Below are 22,147 nucleotides of genomic sequence, written 5' to 3'. Positions count from 1 at the left end.
ACTCACCAGCACAAGCGGCCGCTTTTCCCGGGCAAAGAGAAACGGCCGCCCCGCCGGGACTTCTCCCAGGCGGAAACGGCCGTCCCCGCAAACCCTCAGCCCGGATAAACCGGCGCCGTGCCGTCCTTGACCACCTTCTGCCACTGCGCACCGGACGGCAGCCGTACGATCCCGTCCTCCGAGTACGCCACCAGCGGAAGCTGGTCGTCCTCGGACGCGGCGATCTCCTTCACGCCGCTCAGCGCCGCGGGCGCCGGCCCCTCCGGCGTGGAACCGTCGACCTGGACGTACCGCATCTGCTGCACGCCACCCTGCTCACGCCCGACGACCACGAGCCGGCTGTCACCGGCCCACGACATGGTGGTGACCTCCTCGAAGTCCGGTGCCGCCGAACGCAGTTCGAGAACCGAGACGACCGGCCGCTCACCGCCCTTCGCGCTCCGCTCGATCCGCCCGATCAGCAGGGACTGCTTGCCGTCCTCCGTCACGACGAGCGCGACACGCACACCGTCGGCCGCGACCCGCACCGCGTCGATACGCTCGTCCAGTCCCGGGGTCCGCACCTCCAGCGGCTCGCCCTTGCCCTCCTCCAGCAGCAGCAGGCGCGGCCGCGCGGGATTGCGGTCGGCCACCCACAGGTCGCCCTCGGCGTCCCAGCTGGGCGCCGTAAGCCGGTCCTTCACCGTCTTGCCCTCGCTGCGCACCACGGGCTCCCCGAGCGAACTTCCCGACACCAGCGAGCCGACGTACAGCGCCTTGCCGTCGAGGCCGACTCCGGCCGCGGTGCGCTCGTCCCGCGACACCGCCACCGACCGTAGCTGCTTGGCCCCCTCACCCAGCGCCCCCGGCACCGGATCGGCACCGGTGCCGCTGCTGCCGCCCGGCATCCGCACAAGCCGGTGCTGGGCGTCGATGAAGTACAGATAGTCGGGGCGCCTCACCGCGCCGCGATCCGCCACGGACGCGGCCCTGCTCTCGGTGAGCGAGCACAGCCGGGTGCCGCCCGCCCGCAGCTCGACCTCGTCCACCGCGGGGGTGAGGTTCTTCAGCGTGAACAGCAGCTGGGCCGCCATCTCGTGGCACTTGGCCGAACCGACCCGGGCGGCCTTCTCGTTCAGCGGCACGGTCAGCTTGTTCCGGTCGTCCGGCGTCAACGAGGTGACGCCCTTCGCCAGCGCCGTACCCGTCGGGAAGCTCGACCTGACCACGGGCCTGAGCCAGCTCGTAGGACCGTTCAGCAGCGAGACCACCATCTGCGTCATCGGCTCCACACGCTCGCGCACGTACACCGGATCGGCCACGGCCGCGGGCAGCCCGGAGGACCCGTCTGGGGTGTTCGAGCCGAAGTAGTACTTGTTGACGGACATGTAGTTGCGCTGGAAGTCCGACTCGCCCATGACGACGCCGGTCGGCGACGCGTCGATACGCCACTGCCCAGTCTTGTCGCGCGTGAGGTGAACCGTCTGGCTGTAGCGCCCGGTGACCGGCAGGTACGACCGCTGCGAGTCCACTACGGCGACCCTGTTGCCGGTCAGCGTGAACGAGATGTCGCCGCGGTCCTCCCGGCCCACCGACCTGTCCGCCTCGGCCCCCGGCCCGTCCGCGAGCACCGTCGTGGACGTCTCCGGCTTCCAGGCCTGCGCAGCCGCGCCGGTCAGATACTTGCGTGCGGTCGAATAGTCCGGATCGTCACTGGTCAGCGCCTCCAGAAAGCCCTGGACGATCTCCGAGGGCGGCGCGTCCTCCCGGGGCGGCACGGCGAACACACGCACCTGCGTGTCCTGACGCGGAGTGGACTCCACGCCTCGCAGGTCCCCGCTGTCGGGCATCGAGGCGCACCCTGCCAGCAGGACGACGCCACCGGCGGCGTACGCCACCACGCCCCACCGCCGGCGCCGAACGCCCCCCTCGCGGTCAGCGCCCACGAGTTGCCTCCCCATGCTTGTCCGAGTCCTCGGGCCCGCCGCCCGGGCGGCCCGAGGTCGCACTCCGGCCCGTCGACGTGGACGGGCCGTCCTGCCGTCGCGTTCCACTGCCGGGCCGCGGCACCACGCGCGCGCCGTTGCCGGGCAGCGCCGTCGGGTCGGCCGTGGGCGTCACACCGGCCAGCCGCGGCGCGATCGGGTCCCGCGGCGGTATCGGCGGGATCGGGTCCGCAGGCTGGGTGGGCACGGAGGCGGACTTGTCCCCGCCTCCGCGCGGCAGACCCGCGTCATTCAGTCCACGATTACGGCGCGAGTCCTTGGGCTCCAGCGGTATCGGCGAGCCCCGCAGCGGCTCGTCCGCGGTCCGCGGCAGCGTCAGCCGGAACTGCGAGCCGCCCCCCGGCTCGCCCCACGCCTGAAGCCAGCCGCCGTGCAGCCGCGCGTCCTCCAGGGCGATGGACAGCCCCAGACCCGTACCACCGGTGGTACGCGCGCGTGCCGGGTCGGCCCGCCAGAAGCGGCTGAAGACACGGGTCGCCTCGCCGGGCTTGAGCCCCACCCCGTAGTCGCGCACGGCGACCGCGACCGCCCCGCCCGCCGCGGCGAGCTTCACGATGACGTCCTTGCCCTCGCCGTGCTCGACGGCGTTGACGACGAGGTTGCGCAGCACCCGCTCCACACGCCGGGCGTCGGCCTCGGCGACGACGGGCTGCTGGTCGCCCACGACCCGTATCGTCGTGCCCTTGCGCTCGGCAAGCGGCTCGGCACCGCTGACGACCCGCCGTACGACCTCCCGCAGGTCTATCGGCTCGGCCTCCAACGCCGCCGCGCCCGCGTCGAAGCGGCTGATCTCCAGGAGGTCCGCGAGCAGCGACTCGAACCGGTCCAGCTGGTCGGCGAGCAACTCCGCCGACCGCGCGGTCACCGGGTCGAAGTCCTCGCGCGCCTCATGGATGACATCAGCGGCCATCCGCACGGTCGTCAGCGGCGTCCGCAGCTCGTGCGACACGTCCGACACGAACCGCCGCTGCATCCGCGACAGATCCTCCAGCTGCTGGATCTTCAGCTGCAGGTTCTGCGCCATCTTGTTGAAGGCCTCGCCGAGCCGAGCGATGTCGTCCTCGCCGGTGACCTTCATACGTTCCTGCAGACGCCCCGCAGACAGCCGCTCGGCGATGCCCGCGGCCATCCGTACGGGCGTGACGACCTGGCGCACCACGAGCCAGGCGATGGCCCCGAGGAGTACGACGACGAAGAGCCCGGCGGTCGCCAGGGTGCCCTTGACCAGGCTCAGCGATTTCTCCTCCTGCGTCAGCGGGAAGAGGTAGTACAGCTGGTACGGATCGCCGTTCGGGTCGTTGACCTGCTTGCCGATGATCAGAGCCGGCTGGGACGCCTTGTGACCGTCGTAGTAGAGGATCCGGGTGTAGCTCTGGGCCGCCCCGGTGCCCTCGTTGACCCGGACGCGCAGGTCCTCCGGCACACTCGCGATGGGATCGACGTCGCCGGAGGCACGCGGGCCACGCCCGCCGCCGCTGTCCTCACCCGCGGGCAGGGTCACCACGTCGAAGGCGCCCTGACCGCCGCTGGAGAGCGACGACACGAGGGCGCTCATCCATTCGATGACGTTCTGGGAGGGCTGGCCGTCCACCGTGGACGCGTCGTCGTCGGTCCCCGCCGCCGCCTCGTCGGACTTCTGCTTGGCCACCGCGAACCCGCCGGTGGCCTGGCTCTGCGAGGCCTTCACCTTGGCGTCCAGCAGGCCGTTGCGCACCTGCCCGATGACAACGAAGCCCAGCAGCAGAACGACGCCCAGTGACATCAGCAGCGTGGTGACGACGACCTTGAGCTGGATGTTGCGCCGCCACAGCCGCATGACGGGCAGCAACGGCCGCCGCACCCAGCGCATGAACAGCCGCAGGACCGGGCTGCCCTGGACTCCGCCGTGCAGCAGCCCGCCCTCGAAGAAACGTCCCCAGCGCGAACCCGCCGTCTTCCGGCCGACAGGCCGCTCCGGACGGGCCCCGGACCGGCCGGGGGCCGAAGCGGCACTGTCCCCGGACATGTCAGCTCGGTCCGGCCTTGTACCCGACACCACGGACGGTCACCACGATCTCCGGCCGCTCCGGGTCCTTCTCGACCTTGGAGCGAAGCCGCTGTACATGCACGTTGACCAGGCGCGTGTCCGCAGCGTGCCGGTAACCCCACACCTGCTCGAGCAGCACCTCACGCGTGAACACCTGCCACGGCTTGCGCGCCAGCGCGACCAGCAGGTCGAACTCCAGCGGCGTCAGCGCGATCGACTGCCCGTCCCGCTTCACGGAGTGACCGGCCACGTCGATGACGAGGTCACCGATGGCCAGCTGCTCGGGCGCGGGTTCCTCCGACCTCCTCAGGCGCGCCCGGATCCGGGCGACCAGCTCCTTCGGCTTGAACGGCTTCACGATGTAGTCGTCCGCGCCCGACTCCAGGCCCACGACGACATCGACGGTGTCGCTCTTGGCCGTGAGCATCACGATCGGCACACCCGACTCCGCCCTGATCAGACGGCACACCTCGATGCCGTCCCGGCCGGGCAGCATCAGGTCGAGAAGCACCAGATCCGGCTTGGTCTCCCGGAACGCGGCCAGCGCCTTGTCGCCGTCGGCTACGAAAGACGGCTCAAAACCTTCACCACGCAGCACGATGCCGAGCATCTCGGCCAGTGCGGTGTCGTCGTCGACGACAAGGACTCGTCCCTTCATAAACGACATCATCCCATTCTCGTAACAGTGACCGCGCCGCCGGTGGGGAAGCTCACTGGCCTGTGACGATAGTCGTACGGGATCGTCACTGTCTGCGGATCGTGACGTCGGGGTTCGGGAACGGGCCCGTGCTGCGCGAGCTCACCTCCACGAATGTCAGCCGATCGTCACCTGCGGAGACCGCGCGCACAGCTCGGCAAGCCCGTCGGCGGTCACCGGCGAAACGGCTCCCTCCTCGGTGACGATCGCCGTCACCAGCTCGGGCGGCGTCACGTCGAACGCCGGGTTGTACGCCTGCGTCCCCAAGGGCGCCACTGGCATCCCCCCTCCCGGTCCGCTCACCGGAACCTGGGGTGCAGCAAGCTCCGTCACCTCGTACCCGGGACGCTGCTCGACCTCGATGGACGCCCCGTCCGGGGTGTCCGCATCCACCGTCGTCAGGGGCGCGACCACGATGAACGGCACATGGTGGTAGCGCGCAAGCACGGCGAGCGGGTAACTCCCCACCTTGTTCGCCACCGAACCGTCGGCCGCGATGCGGTCCGCCCCGACCAGCACCGCGTCCACCTCACCGGCCGCGAACAGCGAACCCGCCGCGTTGTCGGTGAGCAAGGTGTACGCCATGCCGCTGCGGGCCGCTTCGTACGCGGTCAGCCGGGCGCCCTGCAACAACGGACGCGTCTCGTCCACCCACAGGCGCCTCAGCTGCCCCTGCCGGTGCGCCGCGAGCGCCACCGCGAACGCCGTCCCCTCGCCCCCCGACACGAGCGACCCGGTGTTGCAGTGCGTGAGGATCCGATGCCCGCCGCCGGACAGCAACTCGTCCAGCAGGGCCAGCCCGTGCCCGGCCATACGGGCGCTGGCCTCGGCGTCCTCCCGGTGCAGCGCCCGCGCCGCGGCCAGGGCCGCCGCGGCGGCCTTCTCGGGGTCACCGCTCCTGACGGCTTCGGCCCGGTACGCGGACTGGGCCCTGCGCACACCGACGGAGAGGTTCACCGCGGTGGGCCGGGCGCCCGCCAGCGCCATGGCGGCCTCGTCCACGTCGAAGCCCCGCGCGGCGGCGAGCGCGACACCGTACGCACCCGCGATGCCGAGCAGCGGAGCCCCGCGCACGGCGAGCGAACGGATTGCCTCCACCAGCGCGGACGCATCCGTACAGACCAGTTCGACCTCCTCGGCCGGCAGCCTCGTCTGGTCGAGAAGGACCAGTACAGGGCCCTCGGGTGGCTCTTCCCAACGAATCGCCGGAATCTCGGTCGGCCGCTTGTCCTCGCCTGATTCCACGTACTGATCAGCCATGCCGTCAGTCTGCCCCTTTTCCGTCGGACAATTGAAGGTGCGCAGCCGATACCGCCGCCGGTCAACCGATGACCACCCCATGGCACGATGGCTGCCAACCTGCAGCCGCGAACGCGGACGGGCACCGTGAAGGAGCGACGATGAAAGACACTCCGGGCTGGGCCTCGCCCGGATCTGCCCCGTCCGACGGGCAGGAGCCCGGTGCGTCCGGTCCTGCACAGCCCACCCCACCCGGCGGTGCGCAACCCGCGGACCAGCCGGGCGCAAACCCTCAGGACGCCGGCACGAAGTGGTCCCAGGAGCAGCCCCCGCCCGCTCAGTGGTCCGCGCCGACCGGACCTCCGAGCCCCGGCCAGGCACCTCCTCCGCCGCCCCCTCCCGGCCCCGGCTGGGGCGGCCCGCCTCCCGGAGGCCCGGGGCGTCCCGGCGGCGGATACGGCGGCCCCGGTGGCGGATACGGCGGCCCTGGTGGCTACAGCGGCTGGGGGGCCGGCTGGGGCGGTCCCCCACCCGCGGCCAAACCCGGTGTGATCCCGCTCCGCCCGCTCGGCGTGGGCGAGATCCTCGACGGCGCGGTGTCCACCATGCGCACCTACTGGCGCACGGTGCTCGGCATCTCGCTGACCGTCGCGATCGTCACCGAGACCGTGGCCGTGCTGCTCCAGGGCCTTGCCCTGAACGACAGCGCAAGCACCGAAGCCCTCAACGACCCGAGCGCCACACTCAGCGAAGTGACGCGCGCCCTGGGCGACACCCTGCTCAACTCCAGCGTCATCTTCCTGATCTCCCTGATCGGAACGATCACGGCGACGGCCCTGCTCACCACCGTCACCAGCCGCGCGGTACTCGGCCGACCCGTGACCACCGGCGAGGCCTGGCGCGACGCACGCCCTCAACTGCCGAAGCTGTTCGGCCTGATCTTCCTGCTGATGCTGATCGCGGCGGGCATCGGCCTCGCGGGCACACTGCCCGGCATCCTCGTGGCCGTCGCGGGAAACGGTGAGGCGGGCACCGCGCTCGCCATCCTGGGCGGTCTCGGCGCCGTGATCGTCGCACTGTGGCTCATGATCCGCTTCTCCCTGGCCTCGCCCGCCCTGATGCTGGAGAAGCAGAGCATCACCAAGTCGATGAGCCGCTCCGCGAAGCTCGTCCGCGGCTCCTGGTGGCGCGTCTTCGGCATCCAGCTGCTCGCCACGATCATCGCGAACATCATCGCGGCGATCATCGTCGTCCCGTTCACCTTCCTCGCCGCCGCGCTCGGCGGTGGCGGAATCAGCGGCTTCGTCGACAGCGGCGGCAGCGACGTCGGCTGGACGTTCCTCATCGTCAGCGGGATCGGCTCGGTCGTCGGCTCCATGATCACCTTCCCGATCACGGCAGGCGTCACGGTGCTCCTCTACATCGACCAGCGCATCCGCCGTGAGGCCCTCGACCTCGACCTGGCCCGCGCCGCCGGCGTCCAGGGCTACGGCTCCGGCACGCCCGGCACCACCCCGGGGAGCTGATGCGGTGAGCCTGACGGGGGGAGTTCTCACCACGGTGTCGGCACTGCCGCGCGCCGCCGTGGGCCTGTTGTCGCGGACCGACGGCACATCCGTACTGTCACTGGTGCGTTCAGGCGACGAGCCGCCGATCACGATCCCGCGTGATCCCGCCCGGGAGGCGGCTCGGCGCGAGCTGTCCAAACGCATGTACCACGAGAACGACCCCAGTTGGTTCGAGCGCGCCCTGGACACCTTCTGGGACTGGGTCGACAAGCTGTTCACCGCCGCGGCGGGCGCCGCGCCCGGCGGCACGGTCGGCCTTGTCGTCATCATCGTGGCCCTCGTGGCCGTCCTCGGCGCCCTGTGGTGGCGCCTCGGCACCCCGCGCCGCGAACCCGCCTCCTCCGCCTCGCTGTTCGACGACCGCCCGCGCAGCGCAGCCGAGCACCGCGCGGCCGCCGAGGCGCACGCGGCCCAGGGCCACTGGAACCAGGCCGTCCAGGAACGCATGCGAGCCATCGTCCGCTCCCTGGAGGAACGCGCCCTCCTCGACGTACGCCCCGGCCGCACCGCCGACGAGGCCGCCGCGGAAGCAGGCCGCGCCCTGCCGTCCCACACCGACCGACTGCGCGCCGCCGCCCGGGACTTCGACGACGTCACGTACGGCGGCCGCAGGGCGACTCGGCAGTCGTACGACCGCATCACCGAACTCGACCGCGAACTGGAGCGCGCCAAGCCGCAACTCGCGAGCAGCACCCCCAGCACGGCCCACAACGCCCGCCAGGGAGCCGCCGAATGACAACCGAGGCCACGCTCCCGTCCACCTCGGCCTCGCCCAATGCCCGCCAGGTGTGGACCCGCGCGCGAGGCCTCGCCCTCGCCCTCGTCCTGCTGCTGGCCGCGGCCGTGGCGATCGCCGTGGTCCGCTCCGACACCCGGCACGGCAGCCTCGACCCGCGCTCCGTCGACCCCTACGGCAGCCGAGCCCTCGCCGAACTCCTCGCCGACAACGGTGTGTCCACGCGCGTGGTCACCACCCTGGACGAGGCCGAAGCGGCGGCCGGCCCCGAGACCACCCTCCTGGTGGCCGTCCCCGACCTGCTCACCACCACCCAGCAGAAGCGGCTGCACTCCGCGACCGCCGGCTCCGGTGGCCGCACCGTCCTCGTCGCCGCCGGCAGTTCGTCCGTGGAGAGACTCGCTCCCGGCGTCGTCGCGGACCCCGCCACCAGTATCGACTCGACGCTCTCCCCCGACTGCGACCTGGCGGCAGCCCAGCGCGCGGGCGACGTCGACACGGGCGGCATCCGCTACACCACGACCCGGCCGGGCGCCGACGAGTGCTACCCCAGCGAACGCCTGCCCACTCTGGTCCGTCTCCCCGACGCCACCGGGAGCGGCGACACCGTCGTCCTCGGCGCGCCCGACATACTCTTCAACGACTCCCTCGACGAGCAGGGCAACGCCTCGCTCGCGCTCCAACTCCTCGGCTCCCGCCCCCACTTGGTCTGGTACCTCCCCTCGCTCTCCGACACCTCCGCCGCCGACGCGGACGGCGAAAAGGGCTTCTTCGACCTGCTCCCCTCCGGCTGGCTCTGGGGCACCCTGCAGCTGTTCGTCGCCGCAGCCCTCGCCGCCCTCTGGCGGGCACGCCGGCTCGGCCCCCTCGTGCCCGAAAAACTCCCCGTGGCGATCCGCGCCTCCGAAACCGTCGAAGGCCGCGCCCGCCTCTACCGCAAGGCCAACGCCCGCGACCGCGCGGCCTCCGCTCTCCGCTCCACCACCCGCACCCGCCTCGCCCCTCTCGTAGGCGTGCCCGTCACCCAGGCGCACGCGCCCGAAGCCCTGCTCCCCGCCCTGTCCGCCCACCTCCACGGCGACGGACAGTCCCTGCACTCACTCCTCTTCGGCCCGCCGCCCAGCGACGACGCGGCCCTCATCGCACTCGCCGACCAACTCGACGCCCTCGAAAGAGAGGTACGCCGTCCATGATGGACCCGACCACTGACAACGCCGGGAACACCGGGGACCCGGGCGCCGCCCGAGCCTCCCTGGAGGCCCTGCGCGCCGAGATCGCCAAAGCCGTGGTCGGCCAGGACCCCGCCGTCACCGGACTGGTCGTCGCCCTCCTCTGCCGCGGACACGTGCTCCTCGAAGGAGTCCCGGGAGTCGCCAAGACGCTGCTCGTCCGCACCCTCGCGTCCGCACTCGAACTCGACACCAAGCGCGTCCAGTTCACCCCCGACCTGATGCCGAGCGACGTGACGGGCTCGCTGGTCTACGACACCCGCACCGCCGAGTTCTCCTTCCAGCCCGGACCGGTGTTCACCAATCTCCTCCTCGCCGACGAAATCAACCGCACGCCGCCGAAGACCCAGTCGTCCCTCCTGGAAGCGATGGAGGAACGCCAGGTCACGGTCGACGGCACCCCACGCCCGCTCCCCGAGCCGTTCCTGGTCGCCGCGACCCAGAACCCGGTCGAGTACGAGGGCACGTACCCCCTCCCGGAGGCCCAACTCGACCGTTTCCTCCTCAAACTGACGATCCCTCTGCCCTCACGCCAAGACGAGATCGACGTCCTCACCCGCCACGCCGAAGGCTTCAACCCGCGCGACCTGCGCGCCGCCGGCGTACGCCCCGTGGCCGGTCCGGCCGACCTGGAAGCCGCCCGCGCCGCGGTCGCCAAGACCACGGTCGCCCCCGAGATCACGGCGTACGTGGTGGACATCTGCCGCGCGACCCGCGAATCCCCGTCCCTCACCCTGGGCGTTTCCCCGCGCGGGGCCACGGCCCTCCTCGCCACCTCGCGCGCATGGGCATGGCTCACGGGCCGCGACTACGTCATCCCCGACGACGTGAAGGCCCTGGCCCTGCCCACCCTCCGCCACCGCATCCAACTGCGCCCGGAGGCCGAGATGGAGGGCGTGACCGCCGACTCCGTGATCAACGCGATCCTCACCCACGTCCCCGTACCCCGCTGATGGCACTCACCGGACGCGCCGCACTCCTCGCGGCCCTAGGCTCCCTCCCCGTGGGCATCTGGGAACCCGGCTGGACGGGCATCCTCGCGGTCAACGCCCCGCTGGCCGTGGCCTGCGCCTGCGACTTCGCCCTGGCCGCTCCCGTACGGCGCCTCGGCCTGACCCGCTCCGGCGACACCTCGGTACGCCTGGGCGACGCCGCCGACGTGACCCTCACGGTCACCAACCCGTCCCGCCGCCTCCTGCGGGCCCGCCTCCGCGACGCCTGGCCGCCCAGCAGCTGGCAGCCCGGCACCGAAGTGGCGGCCTCCCGCCACCGCCTGACGGTGCCCGCCGGCGAACGCCGCCGCGTGACCACCCGACTACGCCCCACCCGCCGCGGTGACCGCCAGGCGGACCGCGTGACGATCCGCTCCTACGGCCCCCTCGGCCTCTTCTCCCGCCAGGGCACCCACAAGGTCCCCTGGACGGTCCGCGTCCTGCCTCCGTTCACCAGCCGCAAGCACCTTCCCTCCAAGCTCGCCCGTCTCCGCGAGCTCGACGGCCGCACCAGCGTGCTGACCCGCGGTGAAGGCACGGAATTCGACAGCCTGCGCGAGTACGTCCCCGGCGACGACACCCGCTCCATCGACTGGCGCGCCACGGCCCGCCAGTCCACGGTCGCCGTCCGCACCTGGCGCCCCGAGCGCGACCGCCACATCCTTCTGGTCCTCGACACCGGCCGCACCTCCGCAGGCCGCGTGGGCGACGCCCCCCGCCTGGACGCCTCCATGGACGCGGCCCTGCTCCTCGCCGCCCTGGCATCCCGCGCGGGCGACCGCGTCGATCTCCTCGCATACGACCGCCGCGTACGCGCCCTCGTCCAGGGCCGAGCGGCCGGCGACGTCCTGCCGTCCCTGGTCAATGCCATGGCCACACTGGAACCCGAGCTGGTCGAAACGGACGCCCGTGGCCTCACAGCCACCGCTCTGCGCACGGCCCCACGCCGCTCCCTGGTCATACTGCTCACGACACTCGACGCAGCTCCGGTGGAGGAAGGCCTGCTTCCCGTCCTCTCCCAGCTCACCCAGCGCCATACGGTGCTGGTGGCCTCGGTGGCAGACCCCCACATCGCCCATATGGCAACCGCTCGTGGAAACACTGACGCCGTGTACGAGGCAGCGGCTGCCGCCCAGGCCCAGACGGAACGCCATCGCACCGCCGAACAACTCCGCCGCCACGGAGTCACGATCGTCGACGCCACTCCCGAGGCTCTGGCGCCGGCACTGGCGGATGCGTATCTGGCTCTCAAGGCGGCCGGCCGTCTTTGATTCCGAGACCGGGAGGGTATGGAACCTTCCGGTCGAACCGGACAAAGAAAAAAGGCCCACGCCTTTCGGCGTGGGCCTTTCTCAAGAATTGTTCGGCGGTGTCCTACTCTCCCACAGGGTCCCCCCTGCAGTACCATCGGCGCTGTAAGGCTTAGCTTCCGGGTTCGGAATGTAACCGGGCGTTTCCCTCACGCTATGACCACCGAAACACTATGAAGTCCGACCGGACCGTACACACACGTACGGGGTCGTTGCCTCAGAACTAACACAGTGGACGCGAGCAACTGAGGACAAGCCCTCGGCCTATTAGTACCGGTCAACTCCACACGTTACCGTGCTTCCATATCCGGCCTATCAACCCAGTCGTCTACTGGGAGCCTTACCCCATCAAGTGGGTGGGAGTCCTCATCTCGAAGCAGGCTTCCCGCTTAGATGCTTTCAGCGGTTATCCCTCCCGAACGTAGCCAACCAGCCATGCCCTTGGCAGAACAACTGGCACACCAGAGGTTCGTCCGTCCCGGTCCTCTCGTACTAGGGACAGCCCTTCTCAAGACTCCTACGCGCACAGCGGATAGGGACCGAACTGTCTCACGACGTTCTAAACCCAGCGTACCGCTTTAATGGGCGAACAGCCCAACCCTTGGGACCGACTCCAGCCCCAGGATGCGACGAGCCGACATCGAGGTGCCAAACCATCCCGTCGATATGGACTCTTGGGGAAGATCAGCCTGTTATCCCCGGGGTACCTTTTATCCGTTGAGCGACGGCGCTTCCACAAGCCACCGCCGGATCACTAGTCCCGACTTTCGTCCCTGCTCGACCCGTCGGTCTCACAGTCAAGCTCCCTTGTGCACTTACACTCAACACCTGATTGCCAACCAGGCTGAGGGAACCTTTGGGCGCCTCCGTTACCCTTTAGGAGGCAACCGCCCCAGTTAAACTACCCATCAGACACTGTCCCTGATCCGGATCACGGACCCAGGTTAGACATCCAGCACGACCAGACTGGTATTTCAACGACGACTCCCACCATACTGGCGTATGGCTTTCACAGTCTCCCAGCTATCCTACACAAGCCGAACCGAACACCAATATCAAACTGTAGTAAAGGTCCCGGGGTCTTTCCGTCCTGCTGCGCGAAACGAGCATCTTTACTCGTAGTGCAATTTCACCGGGCCTATGGTTGAGACAGTCGAGAAGTCGTTACGCCATTCGTGCAGGTCGGAACTTACCCGACAAGGAATTTCGCTACCTTAGGATGGTTATAGTTACCACCGCCGTTTACTGGCGCTTAAGTTCTCAGCTTCGCCCACCCGAAAGTGAGCTAACCGGTCCCCTTAACGTTCCAGCACCGGGCAGGCGTCAGTCCGTATACATCGCCTTACGGCTTCGCACGGACCTGTGTTTTTAGTAAACAGTCGCTTCTCGCTGGTCTCTGCGGCCACCCCCAGCTCAGAGTGCAAGACCCTTCACCAGGTGTGGCCCCCTTCTCCCGAAGTTACGGGGGCATTTTGCCGAGTTCCTTAACCATAGTTCACCCGAACGCCTCGGTATTCTCTACCTGACCACCTGAGTCGGTTTAGGGTACGGGCCGCCATGAAACTCGCTAGAGGCTTTTCTCGACAGCATAGGATCATCCACTTCACCACAATCGGCTCGGCATCAGGTCTCACCCTCCATGAGTGGCGGATTTACCTACCACTCGGGCTACACCCTTACCCCGGGACAACCACCGCCCGGGATGGACTACCTTCCTGCGTCACCCCATCACTCACCTACTACCACCTTGGTCCGGCGGCTCCACCACTCCCCCTTGCCCGAAGGCTCCGGGGCGGCTTCACGGCCTTAGCATCAGAAGGTTCGATGTTTGACGCTTCACAGCGGGTACCGGAATATCAACCGGTTATCCATCGACTACGCCTGTCGGCCTCGCCTTAGGTCCCGACTTACCCTGGGCAGATCAGCTTGACCCAGGAACCCTTAGTCAATCGGCGCACACGTTTCCCACGTGTGAATCGCTACTCATGCCTGCATTCTCACTCGTCAACCGTCCACAACTACCTTCCGGTGCTGCTTCACCCGGCAGACGACGCTCCCCTACCCATCCACACACCCGTTGGGGCTGCTGTGTGAATGACACGACTTCGGCGGTACGCTTGAGCCCCGCTACATTGTCGGCGCGGAATCACTAGACCAGTGAGCTATTACGCACTCTTTCAAGGGTGGCTGCTTCTAAGCCAACCTCCTGGTTGTCTCTGCGACTCCACATCCTTTCCCACTTAGCGTACGCTTAGGGGCCTTAGTCGATGCTCTGGGCTGTTTCCCTCTCGACCATGGAGCTTATCCCCCACAGTCTCACTGCCGCGCTCTCACTTACCGGCATTCGGAGTTTGGCTAAGGTCAGTAACCCGGTAGGGCCCATCGCCTATCCAGTGCTCTACCTCCGGCAAGAAACACACGACGCTGCACCTAAATGCATTTCGGGGAGAACCAGCTATCACGGAGTTTGATTGGCCTTTCACCCCTAACCACAGGTCATCCCCCAGGTTTTCAACCCTGGTGGGTTCGGTCCTCCACGAAGTCTTACCTCCGCTTCAACCTGCCCATGGCTAGATCACTCCGCTTCGGGTCTTGAGCGTGCTACTCCACCGCCCTCTTCGGACTCGCTTTCGCTACGGCTACCCCACCCGGGTTAACCTCGCAACACACCGCAAACTCGCAGGCTCATTCTTCAAAAGGCACGCAGTCACGAGATGGAAGCAAGCTCCCATCCGACGCTCCCACGGCTTGTAGGCACACGGTTTCAGGTACTATTTCACTCCCCTCCCGGGGTACTTTTCACCATTCCCTCACGGTACTATCCGCTATCGGTCACCAGGGAATATTTAGGCTTAGCGGGTGGTCCCGCCAGATTCACACGGGATTTCTCGGGCCCCGTGCTACTTGGGTGTCTCTCAAACGAGCCGCTGACGTTTCGACTACGGGGGTCTTACCCTCTACGCCGGACCTTTCGCATGTCCTTCGCCTACATCAACGGTTTCTGACTCGCCCCACGGCCGGCAGACCGTGGAAAAGAGATCCCACAACCCCCACGACGCAACCCCTGCCGGGTCTCACACGTCGTAGGTTTAGCCTCATCCGGTTTCGCTCGCCACTACTCCCGGAATCACGGTTGTTTTCTCTTCCTGCGGGTACTGAGATGTTTCACTTCCCCGCGTTCCCTCCACACTGCCTATGTGTTCAGCAGCGGGTGACAGCCCATGACGACTGCCGGGTTTCCCCATTCGGAAACCCCCGGATCAAAGCCTGGTTGACGACTCCCCGGGGACTATCGTGGCCTCCCACGTCCTTCATCGGTTCCTGGTGCCAAGGCATCCACCGTGCGCCCTTAAAAACTTGGCCACAGATGCTCGCGTCCACTGTGCAGTTCTCAAACAACGACCAACCACCCATCACCCCGAACCAACCGATTCGAGTGCACTGGGGCCGGCACTGAAGGCAGCCACACTCGGCCGTACCCTCAGACACCCAACAGCGTGCCCGACACCCTCGCCCCTCCTCGTCCCGTTCCACGCCGAAGCAGTACTGGGAATGAAGAGATGACCAAGAGCGCCGAATAATCAACGTTCCACCCATGAGCAACCACCGCCGGACACGCGCCGGCGTAGTGGCTCTGGCTGCCTTGCGGCAGCTAGATGCTCCTTAGAAAGGAGGTGATCCAGCCGCACCTTCCGGTACGGCTACCTTGTTACGACTTCGTCCCAATCGCCAGTCCCACCTTCGACAGCTCCCTCCCACAAGGGGTTGGGCCACCGGCTTCGGGTGTTACCGACTTTCGTGACGTGACGGGCGGTGTGTACAAGGCCCGGGAACGTATTCACCGCAGCAATGCTGATCTGCGATTACTAGCAACTCCGACTTCATGGGGTCGAGTTGCAGACCCCAATCCGAACTGAGACAGGCTTTTTGAGATTCGCTCCACCTCACGGTATCGCAGCTCATTGTACCTGCCATTGTAGCACGTGTGCAGCCCAAGACATAAGGGGCATGATGACTTGACGTCGTCCCCACCTTCCTCCGAGTTGACCCCGGCGGTCTCCTGTGAGTCCCCATCACCCCGAAGGGCATGCTGGCAACACAGGACAAGGGTTGCGCTCGTTGCGGGACTTAACCCAACATCTCACGACACGAGCTGACGACAGCCATGCACCACCTGTACACCGACCACAAGGGGGACCGTGTCTCCACGGTTTTCCGGCGTATGTCAAGCCTTGGTAAGGTTCTTCGCGTTGCGTCGAATTAAGCCACATGCTCCGCTGCTTGTGCGGGCCCCCGTCAATTCCTTTGAGTTTTAGCCTTGCGGCCGTACTCCCCAGGCGGGGAACTTAATGCGTTAGCTGCGGCACCGACGACGTGGAATGTCGCCAACACCTAGTTCCCACCGTTTACGGCGTGGACTACCAGGGTATCTAATCCTGTTCGCTCCCCACGCTTTCGCTCCTCAGCGTCAGTAATGGCCCAGAGATCCGCCTTCGCCACCGGTGTTCCTCCTGATATCTGCGCATTTCACCGCTACACCAGGAATTCCGATCTCCCCTACCACACTCTAGCTAGCCCGTATCGAATGCAGACCCGGGGTTAAGCCCCGGGCTTTCACACCCGACGTGACAAGCCGCCTACGAGCTCTTTACGCCCAATAATTCCGGACAACGCTTGCGCCCTACGTATTACCGCGGCTGCTGGCACGTAGTTAGCCGGCGCTTCTTCTGCAGGTACCGTCACTTGCGCTTCTTCCCTGCTGAAAGAGGTTTACAACCCGAAGGCCGTCATCCCTCACGCGGCGTCGCTGCATCAGGCTTGCGCCCATTGTGCAATATTCCCCACTGCTGCCTCCCGTAGGAGTCTGGGCCGTGTCTCAGTCCCAGTGTGGCCGGTCGCCCTCTCAGGCCGGCTACCCGTCGTCGCCTTGGTGAGCCGTTACCTCACCAACAAGCTGATAGGCCGCGGGCTCATCCTGCACCGCCGGAGCTTTCGACCCCCACAGATGCCCGTGGAAGTGATATCCGGTATTAGACCCCGTTTCCAGGGCTTGTCCCAGAGTGCAGGGCAGATTGCCCACGTGTTACTCACCCGTTCGCCACTAATCCACCCCGAAGGGCTTCATCGTTCGACTTGCATGTGTTAAGCACGCCGCCAGCGTTCGTCCTGAGCCAGGATCAAACTCTCCGTGAATGTTCTCCCGTAATCGGGATGACACCACGAGAGCGGTGCGAGAGGAGGAATAATCCCCTCACACACAGCATCCTCGCTGTGTTATTTCAAAGGAACCTCGCCCCAGCCATGACGGCCGGAGACGGGGTATCAACATATCTGGCGTTGATTTTTGGCACGCTGTTGAGTTCTCAAGGAACGGACGCTTCCTTCGTACTCACCCTCTCGGGCTTTCCTCCGGGCGCTTCCCTTCGGTCTTGCGTTTCCGACTCTATCAGATCCTTTTCGATCCGATTTCCTCGGTGCTTTCCAGGTTCCCGCTCTCGCGTTTCTCTTTCCGGCGGACCCGACATTATCAGAGATTCGCGGCCGTACTGAACGGCCTCTGGTGTCCGAATTGGTCGGGAGGGGCTTCTGCGAAATCAAGGTTCCGAGAAGCGGATAGATGCTCACTGTTCCCAGCGGGACTAGATCCACTTCCGGGCAACTGTTTGAATCTACCTCCCCAGGGCCTCCGTGTCAACGGCTCCCGTGGGGCGAAGGAGACAGTAGCAGCTCAGTGGGGGCGGACGCACATCAGGCGGCCATGGGCACCGTTGCGCTGCGCTCAGCAGCCTCGAGGTCGCCTGTCTCGCCGGCGCGGGCCGCGCGGCCGCCCAGGACATACACGTAGGCGAGGAAGGCCAGTTCAGCGGCGACTCCGATGCCGATGCGGGCCCACGTGGGCAGGCCCGACGGGGTGACGAAGCCTTCGATCGCGCCGGAGACGAAGAGGACCAGGGCGAGACCTATCGCCATGCCCACGGCGGCGCGTCCTTCCTCGGCGAGGGCCGTGCGGCGGGTCCGCGGGCCTGGGGAGATGACGGTCCAGCCGAGGCGCAGGCCGGTGCCGGCGGCTACGAAGACCGCTGTCAGTTCGAGCAGGCCGTGTGGGAGGACGAGGCCGAGGAAGGTGTCAAGGCGGCCGGCCGAGGACATCAGGCCGAAGCCCACGCCGAGGTTCAGCATGTTCTGGAAGAGGATCCAGAGGACGGGCAGCCCCAGGAAGACTCCCAGGACCAGGCACATTGCGGCGGCCTGGGCGTTGTTCGTCCAGACATGGGCGGCGAAGGCGGCCGCGGGGTGGCTCGAGTAGTACGTCTCGTACTGACCGCCCGGGCGGGTGAGCTCGCGCAGTTCGCTGGGGGCGGCGATGGAGGACTGCACCTCGGGGTGGGTGCCTATCCACCATCCCAGGAGGATGGACACCGCGGTGGAGATGAGTGCTGTGGGTACCCACCAGTGGCGGGATCGGTAGACCGCGGCGGGGAAACCGTGGGCGAGGAAGCGGGTGACGTCCCGCCAGGAGGCGCGCCGGGTCCCTGTCACGGCACTACGCGCGCGTGCCACCAGTTGGCTCAGCCGACCGGTCAGCTGGGGATCGGGGGCGCTGGACTGGATCAGGGAGAGGTGGGTGGCGGTGCGTTGATAGAGGGCGACGAGTTCGTCGACCTCGGGGCCGGTGAGGCGGCGCTGGCGCCTGAGCAGGGCATCGAGGCGGTCCCACTCGGCTCTGTGAGTGGAGACGAAGACGTCGAGGTCCATCGGTGTGCCTGCTCCTCGGCTGTTCGTCGGCGGCTCGTCGTGGATGTCAGCTTGTCGTACTGCGGCGCGGTGCGCCCTCAGCTTGGCAGACTGACGGTCGTCGGGGCAGGCCAGGGGAAGGGATGGCGGACGTGAATGAGCTGGTGACGGGCGAGGCGGTGGCGCTGGAGTTGCGCCCCGCGAGGCTGCCCAGCAGGGCCCTGGCCTTGGTGCTCGACCTGGCAGTGGCCGTGGCTGCCTACATCGCGGTGTCCATGGTTCTGGTGCTGTCCACGGCGTCATTGGACGAGGCGGCACAGATCGCGTTGTCGATCGCCACCTTCTTGCTGGTGCTGGTGGGCGGGCCGATCGCGGTGGAGACGCTCAGTCATGGGCGTTCGCTGGGGAAACTGGCGTGCGGGCTGCGGGTGGTCCGGGACGACGGCGGACCGATCCGGTTCCGGCACGCGTTGGTGCGGGGCGCGGTCGGCGTCGTCGAGATTCTGCTGACCTTCGGGGTGGTCGCCTGTATCGCCTCGCTCGTGTCGTCGCGCGGTCGGCGGCTGGGTGACGTGTTCGCGGGGACTCTGGTCGTACGGGAGCGTGTGCCCGCCGGTCGGACAGGGTTCGCGCCCCCGCCTCCGCCCTGGCTCGCAGGGAGGTTCTCGGGCCTGGACCTGTCCGGAGTTCCGGATGGCCTGTGGCTTGCGATCCGTCAGTACCTGAGCCGGATGCACCAGCTCGACCCGCAGGTCGGCTGGGCGATGGCGGAGCGGCTGGCCACAGACCTGGCGGCGCGTACGGGGGCTCCGGCGCCGCAGGGGGTTCCGCCGGCTGCGTATCTGGCGGCGGTGGTGCAGGAGCGGCAGGCCCGGGACGTGCGGCGGGCGTTCGCGAACGGCACGGCCGCTGTTGGTGGTCCCGTTGGCGGTGGTCCGATGGCCGGTGGTCCGGTGGTCGGCGGCGGTGCTGCGGCTGGTGTGCCGGGTGCGTACGGTCCCTGGGCGGCGCAGCCACCTGCTCCAGCGCAACCGCCCGCGGCTGCCGCCCCCTGGCCGGACCGGCCGCCCACGGTTGCCGCGCCGCAGGACGAACCACCGGCCGCGGCCGATCGACCCCACACGGGCTTCGCGCCGCCGGCGTAAACCGGTCTCCTGCACCCCGCTCAGTCGAACACGGACGGCGGCGACTCCAGGTTCTCCAGTTCGATGCCGGGCGCCGCGAGCACCACGTCTCCGGCGATGTGCACTGCGTGCTGTTCGCCCGTGTCCAGGGCTGTGACCTGGTATTCGTCCACGGTCAGAGGGCCGTTGTCAGTGGCGTGTGTTTCTCTTCTCAGCAAGGCCCAGGACTGGTCCACGGTGCGCGGGGCGAGGACCGGCTCCGTGAAGGCGACGAGCCGTACGCGGGTCGCGGGCGCGGAAGGGGTGAGGCGCAGGAGACGGGTGGTGGCGATGAGGAATGCGGGCGACGTGCCGGTGAAGGCGTGGGCGCGGACATTGCCTTCGGTGGCATGGGTGCCGGTGGGGTCGGTGCGGACCCATGTGACGCCGTCCAGGGCGGCACCGCGCACTTGCCAGCTCCTCGCATGGAGTTCGAGCCGGATGGGGCGGCCGAGTTCGTCGAGGGCGAGGTCGACGGAGCCGCTGTGATCGCCCGAGGGGGTGGTGAGCTGGGAGACGTAGCGCCAGCCGGAGGGGCCGGGCGCGCAGTGGAAGTGCTCTTCTGCGAGGGGGATTTGATCGTGTGGATCGTGGAGCGAATAACGGCCGCGGGGCATGGGGTGGGTCCTGGGTCTTGACGGGCTGATCCGGCCACAAGGGCCAAAGGGGCAGGCCCCCGGCACGGGGGTGCGGGGGCCTGCCTCGGAGGACCTGCTGCTCAGGGGCGCTGCTCAGTAGCGGTAGTGGTCCGGCTTGTACGGGCCCTCGACCTCGACACCGATGTACGCCGCCTGCTCGGGGCGGAGCGTGGTCAGCTTCACCCCGAGCGCGTCCAGGTGCAGACGCGCGACCTTCTCGTCCAGGTGCTTGGGCAGCGTGTACACACCCGTCGGGTAAGCGTCCGGCTTGGTGAACAGCTCGATCTGGGCCAGCGTCTGGTCCGCGAACGAGTTGGACATCACGAACGACGGGTGACCGGTGGCGTTGCCCAGGTTCAGCAGGCGGCCCTCGGACAGCACGATGATCACCTTGCCGTCGGGGAAGGTCCAGGTGTGGACCTGCGGCTTGACCTCGTCCTTGACGATGCCGGGGACCTTGGCGAGGCCGGCCATGTCGATCTCGTTGTCGAAGTGGCCGATGTTGCCGACGATGGCCTGGTGCTTCATCCTGGCCATGTCCGAGGCCATGATGATGTCCTTGTTGCCGGTCGTGGTGATGAAGATGTCGGCCTTGTCGATGACGTCGTCGAGGGTCGTGACCTGGTAGCCGTCCATCGCCGCCTGGAGGGCGCAGATCGGGTCGATCTCGGTGACGATGACGCGGGCGCCCTGTCCGCGCAGGGACTCCGCGCAGCCCTTGCCCACATCGCCGTAACCGCACACGACCGCGGTCTTGCCGCCGATGAGGACGTCGGTGGCGCGGTTGATGCCGTCGATCAGGGAGTGGCGGCAGCCGTACTTGTTGTCGAACTTCGACTTGGTGACGGCGTCGTTCACGTTGATCGCCGGGAAGAGGAGGACGCCGTCGCGCTGCATCTCGTACAGGCGGTGGACGCCGGTCGTGGTCTCCTCGGTGACGCCGCGGATCTCCGAGGCGAGCTGGGTCCACTTCTGGGAGCCCTCGGTGATGGTGCGATTGAGGAGTTCGAGGATGACTCGGTGCTCGTCGTTCTCGGCGGTGTCGACCGAGGGGACCTTGCCGTCCTTCTCGTACTCGACGCCCTTGTGGACGAGGAGGGTGGCGTCACCGCCGTCGTCGAGGATCATGTTGGGGCCACCGGTGGGGCTGTCCGGCCAGGTCAGCGCCTGCTCCGTGCACCACCAGTACTCCTCCAGGGTCTCGCCCTTCCAGGCGAAGACCGGGATGCCCTGCGGGTTGTCGGGCGTGCCGTTCGGGCCGACGGCGATGGCGGCGGCCGCGTGGTCCTGGGTCGAGAAGATGTTGCAGGACGCCCAGCGCACCCGCGCGCCCAGAGCGACCAGGGTCTCGATCAGGACGGCCGTCTGCACGGTCATGTGCAGAGAGCCGGTGACGCGGGCCCCGGCCAGGGGCTGCGTCTCGGCGTACTCCTTGCGGATCGCCATCAGACCGGGCATCTCGTGCTCGGCGAGGGTGATCTCCTTGCGGCCGAACTCGGCCAGCGAGAGGTCGGCGACCTTGAAGTCCTGTCGGTTCTCGACAGTCGTCATTACGAGCTGCTCCTCGGGGTTGGGTCGAGGTTGGGTACGGCTGATCTGCGCGGCGGCGGACACAGGGGTGCCCAAAGGGGACACAGGCATGCCCGCGTGCGCGCAGCGCAGTCCGTCGGAGGCCCTCTCTCCCTCGGCCGGTCCGCGGTGGGACCGCCCGACCGCCATCAGCAGCGACGTCTGGCTCCGTCCCAAGCTACACCGGCGGACCCGGCCGACCCCAGTCCGCCTCCGAACACATCACGCCGATCTCGGCAAGGGATCGGCGCCCGGGAGAC

Annotated in this window: 13 protein-coding genes and 3 rRNA genes; 6 read left to right on the top strand and 10 right to left on the bottom strand. The window is 67.8% G+C overall.

Annotation, left to right across the window (positions count from 1 at the left end; genetic code table 11):
* Positions 1–95 precede the first annotated feature (95 nt).
* The 4 genes from ABZO29_RS26595 to mtnA form a co-directional block, all read right to left on the bottom strand.
* The gene (locus ABZO29_RS26595; RefSeq protein ID WP_367322695.1) at positions 96–1,925 is read right to left on the bottom strand and encodes an LpqB family beta-propeller domain-containing protein; all 1,830 of its coding nucleotides are present in this window, start codon (positions 1,923–1,925) and stop codon (positions 96–98) included.
* Positions 1,915–3,990, bottom strand: a complete 2,076-nt coding sequence (mtrB, locus tag ABZO29_RS26590) for an MtrAB system histidine kinase MtrB (RefSeq protein WP_367322694.1) — start codon at positions 3,988–3,990, stop codon at positions 1,915–1,917. Before mtrB ends, ABZO29_RS26595 begins: the two co-directional genes overlap by 11 nt.
* A gap of 1 nt (position 3,991) precedes the next feature.
* Positions 3,992–4,681 carry a two-component system response regulator MtrA gene (mtrA, locus tag ABZO29_RS26585; RefSeq protein ID WP_015659998.1) on the bottom strand — a complete coding sequence of 230 codons (690 nt, stop codon included), beginning with the start codon at positions 4,679–4,681 and terminating at the stop codon, positions 3,992–3,994.
* A gap of 144 nt (positions 4,682–4,825) precedes the next feature.
* Positions 4,826–5,968, bottom strand: coding sequence for an S-methyl-5-thioribose-1-phosphate isomerase (gene mtnA / locus ABZO29_RS26580; RefSeq protein ID WP_367322693.1), 1,143 nt, complete (start codon positions 5,966–5,968; stop codon positions 4,826–4,828).
* Positions 5,969–6,108: 140 nt separating this feature from the next.
* Between mtnA and ABZO29_RS26575 the strand changes: the two genes are divergently transcribed.
* From ABZO29_RS26575 to ABZO29_RS26555, 5 genes are read left to right on the top strand one after another with little or no spacing between them, the layout of a single operon-like run.
* Positions 6,109–7,473, top strand: a complete 1,365-nt coding sequence (locus ABZO29_RS26575) for a glycerophosphoryl diester phosphodiesterase membrane domain-containing protein (RefSeq protein WP_367322692.1) — start codon at positions 6,109–6,111, stop codon at positions 7,471–7,473.
* Positions 7,474–7,531: 58 nt separating this feature from the next.
* Entirely contained in the window at positions 7,532–8,251 is a 720-nt protein-coding gene (locus ABZO29_RS26570; RefSeq protein ID WP_367326255.1) for a DUF4129 domain-containing protein, read from the top strand.
* On the top strand, positions 8,248–9,444 hold the full coding sequence (locus ABZO29_RS26565) for a DUF4350 domain-containing protein (RefSeq protein WP_367322691.1): 1,197 nt from the start codon (positions 8,248–8,250) through the stop codon (positions 9,442–9,444). The genes ABZO29_RS26570 and ABZO29_RS26565 overlap by 4 nt, the downstream gene beginning before the upstream one ends.
* On the top strand, positions 9,444–10,433 hold the full coding sequence (locus ABZO29_RS26560) for an AAA family ATPase (RefSeq protein ID WP_367322690.1): 990 nt from the start codon (positions 9,444–9,446) through the stop codon (positions 10,431–10,433). The genes ABZO29_RS26565 and ABZO29_RS26560 overlap by 1 nt, the downstream gene beginning before the upstream one ends.
* Positions 10,433–11,743: a DUF58 domain-containing protein gene (locus ABZO29_RS26555; RefSeq protein WP_367322689.1), complete on the top strand. Its 1,311-nt coding sequence runs from the start codon at positions 10,433–10,435 to the stop codon at positions 11,741–11,743. The genes ABZO29_RS26560 and ABZO29_RS26555 overlap by 1 nt, the downstream gene beginning before the upstream one ends.
* A 90-nt stretch (positions 11,744–11,833) precedes the next feature.
* Here the strand turns inward: ABZO29_RS26555 and rrf are convergent.
* From rrf to ABZO29_RS26535, 4 genes are all read right to left on the bottom strand, one after another.
* A 5S ribosomal RNA gene (gene rrf, locus ABZO29_RS26550) occupies positions 11,834–11,950 on the bottom strand.
* A 79-nt stretch (positions 11,951–12,029) separates the two neighbouring features.
* Positions 12,030–15,145: ribosomal RNA gene (locus ABZO29_RS26545) — 23S ribosomal RNA — on the bottom strand.
* A 304-nt stretch (positions 15,146–15,449) separates the two neighbouring features.
* Positions 15,450–16,975, bottom strand: a 16S ribosomal RNA gene (locus tag ABZO29_RS26540).
* Together the 16S, 23S and 5S rRNA genes form the textbook arrangement of a ribosomal RNA operon.
* 555 nt (positions 16,976–17,530) lie before the next feature.
* On the bottom strand, positions 17,531–18,538 hold the full coding sequence (locus tag ABZO29_RS26535) for a stage II sporulation protein M (RefSeq protein ID WP_367322688.1): 1,008 nt from the start codon (positions 18,536–18,538) through the stop codon (positions 17,531–17,533).
* 131 nt (positions 18,539–18,669) lie between these two features.
* On the opposite strand from ABZO29_RS26535, the gene ABZO29_RS26530 reads away from it, so the two are divergent.
* Positions 18,670–19,662 carry an RDD family protein gene (locus ABZO29_RS26530; RefSeq protein ID WP_367326254.1) on the top strand — a complete coding sequence of 331 codons (993 nt, stop codon included), beginning with the start codon at positions 18,670–18,672 and terminating at the stop codon, positions 19,660–19,662.
* 20 nt (positions 19,663–19,682) lie between these two features.
* Here ABZO29_RS26530 and ABZO29_RS26525 read toward each other — a convergent pair whose 3' ends face one another.
* Both ABZO29_RS26525 and ahcY read right to left on the bottom strand, forming a co-directional pair.
* Complete coding sequence (locus tag ABZO29_RS26525) at positions 19,683–20,297, bottom strand: hypothetical protein (protein WP_367322687.1); 615 nt, start codon at positions 20,295–20,297, stop codon at positions 19,683–19,685.
* Positions 20,298–20,411: 114 nt separating this feature from the next.
* Positions 20,412–21,869, bottom strand: coding sequence for an adenosylhomocysteinase (gene ahcY, locus ABZO29_RS26520; RefSeq protein ID WP_367322686.1), 1,458 nt, complete (start codon positions 21,867–21,869; stop codon positions 20,412–20,414).
* Between the last annotated feature and the right edge of the window lie 278 nt (positions 21,870–22,147).

This window comes from Streptomyces sp. HUAS ZL42, from assembly GCF_040782645.1.
Lineage (GTDB): Bacteria > Actinomycetota > Actinomycetes > Streptomycetales > Streptomycetaceae > Streptomyces.
The sequence above is the reverse complement of the archived record's forward strand: the minus strand, read 5'-3'. Positions and strand labels throughout refer to the sequence as shown.

What these genes read in the sequence shown, in the direction of transcription:
- mtrB (WP_367322694.1), bottom strand. Translation starts at nt 3,990, where the DNA reads ATGTCCGGGGACAGTGCCGCTTCGGCCCCCGGCCGGTCCGGGGCCCGT.
- mtrA (WP_015659998.1), bottom strand. Translation starts at nt 4,681, where the DNA reads ATGATGTCGTTTATGAAGGGACGAGTCCTTGTCGTCGACGACGACACC.
- mtnA (WP_367322693.1), bottom strand. Translation starts at nt 5,968, where the DNA reads ATGGCTGATCAGTACGTGGAATCAGGCGAGGACAAGCGGCCGACCGAG.
- ABZO29_RS26575 (WP_367322692.1), top strand. Translation starts at nt 6,109, where the DNA reads ATGAAAGACACTCCGGGCTGGGCCTCGCCCGGATCTGCCCCGTCCGAC.
- ABZO29_RS26565 (WP_367322691.1), top strand. Translation starts at nt 8,248, where the DNA reads ATGACAACCGAGGCCACGCTCCCGTCCACCTCGGCCTCGCCCAATGCC.
- ABZO29_RS26560 (WP_367322690.1), top strand. Translation starts at nt 9,444, where the DNA reads ATGGACCCGACCACTGACAACGCCGGGAACACCGGGGACCCGGGCGCC.
- ABZO29_RS26555 (WP_367322689.1), top strand. Translation starts at nt 10,433, where the DNA reads ATGGCACTCACCGGACGCGCCGCACTCCTCGCGGCCCTAGGCTCCCTC.
- ABZO29_RS26535 (WP_367322688.1), bottom strand. Translation starts at nt 18,538, where the DNA reads ATGGACCTCGACGTCTTCGTCTCCACTCACAGAGCCGAGTGGGACCGC.
- ABZO29_RS26525 (WP_367322687.1), bottom strand. Translation starts at nt 20,297, where the DNA reads ATGCCCCGCGGCCGTTATTCGCTCCACGATCCACACGATCAAATCCCC.
- ahcY (WP_367322686.1), bottom strand. Translation starts at nt 21,869, where the DNA reads ATGACGACTGTCGAGAACCGACAGGACTTCAAGGTCGCCGACCTCTCG.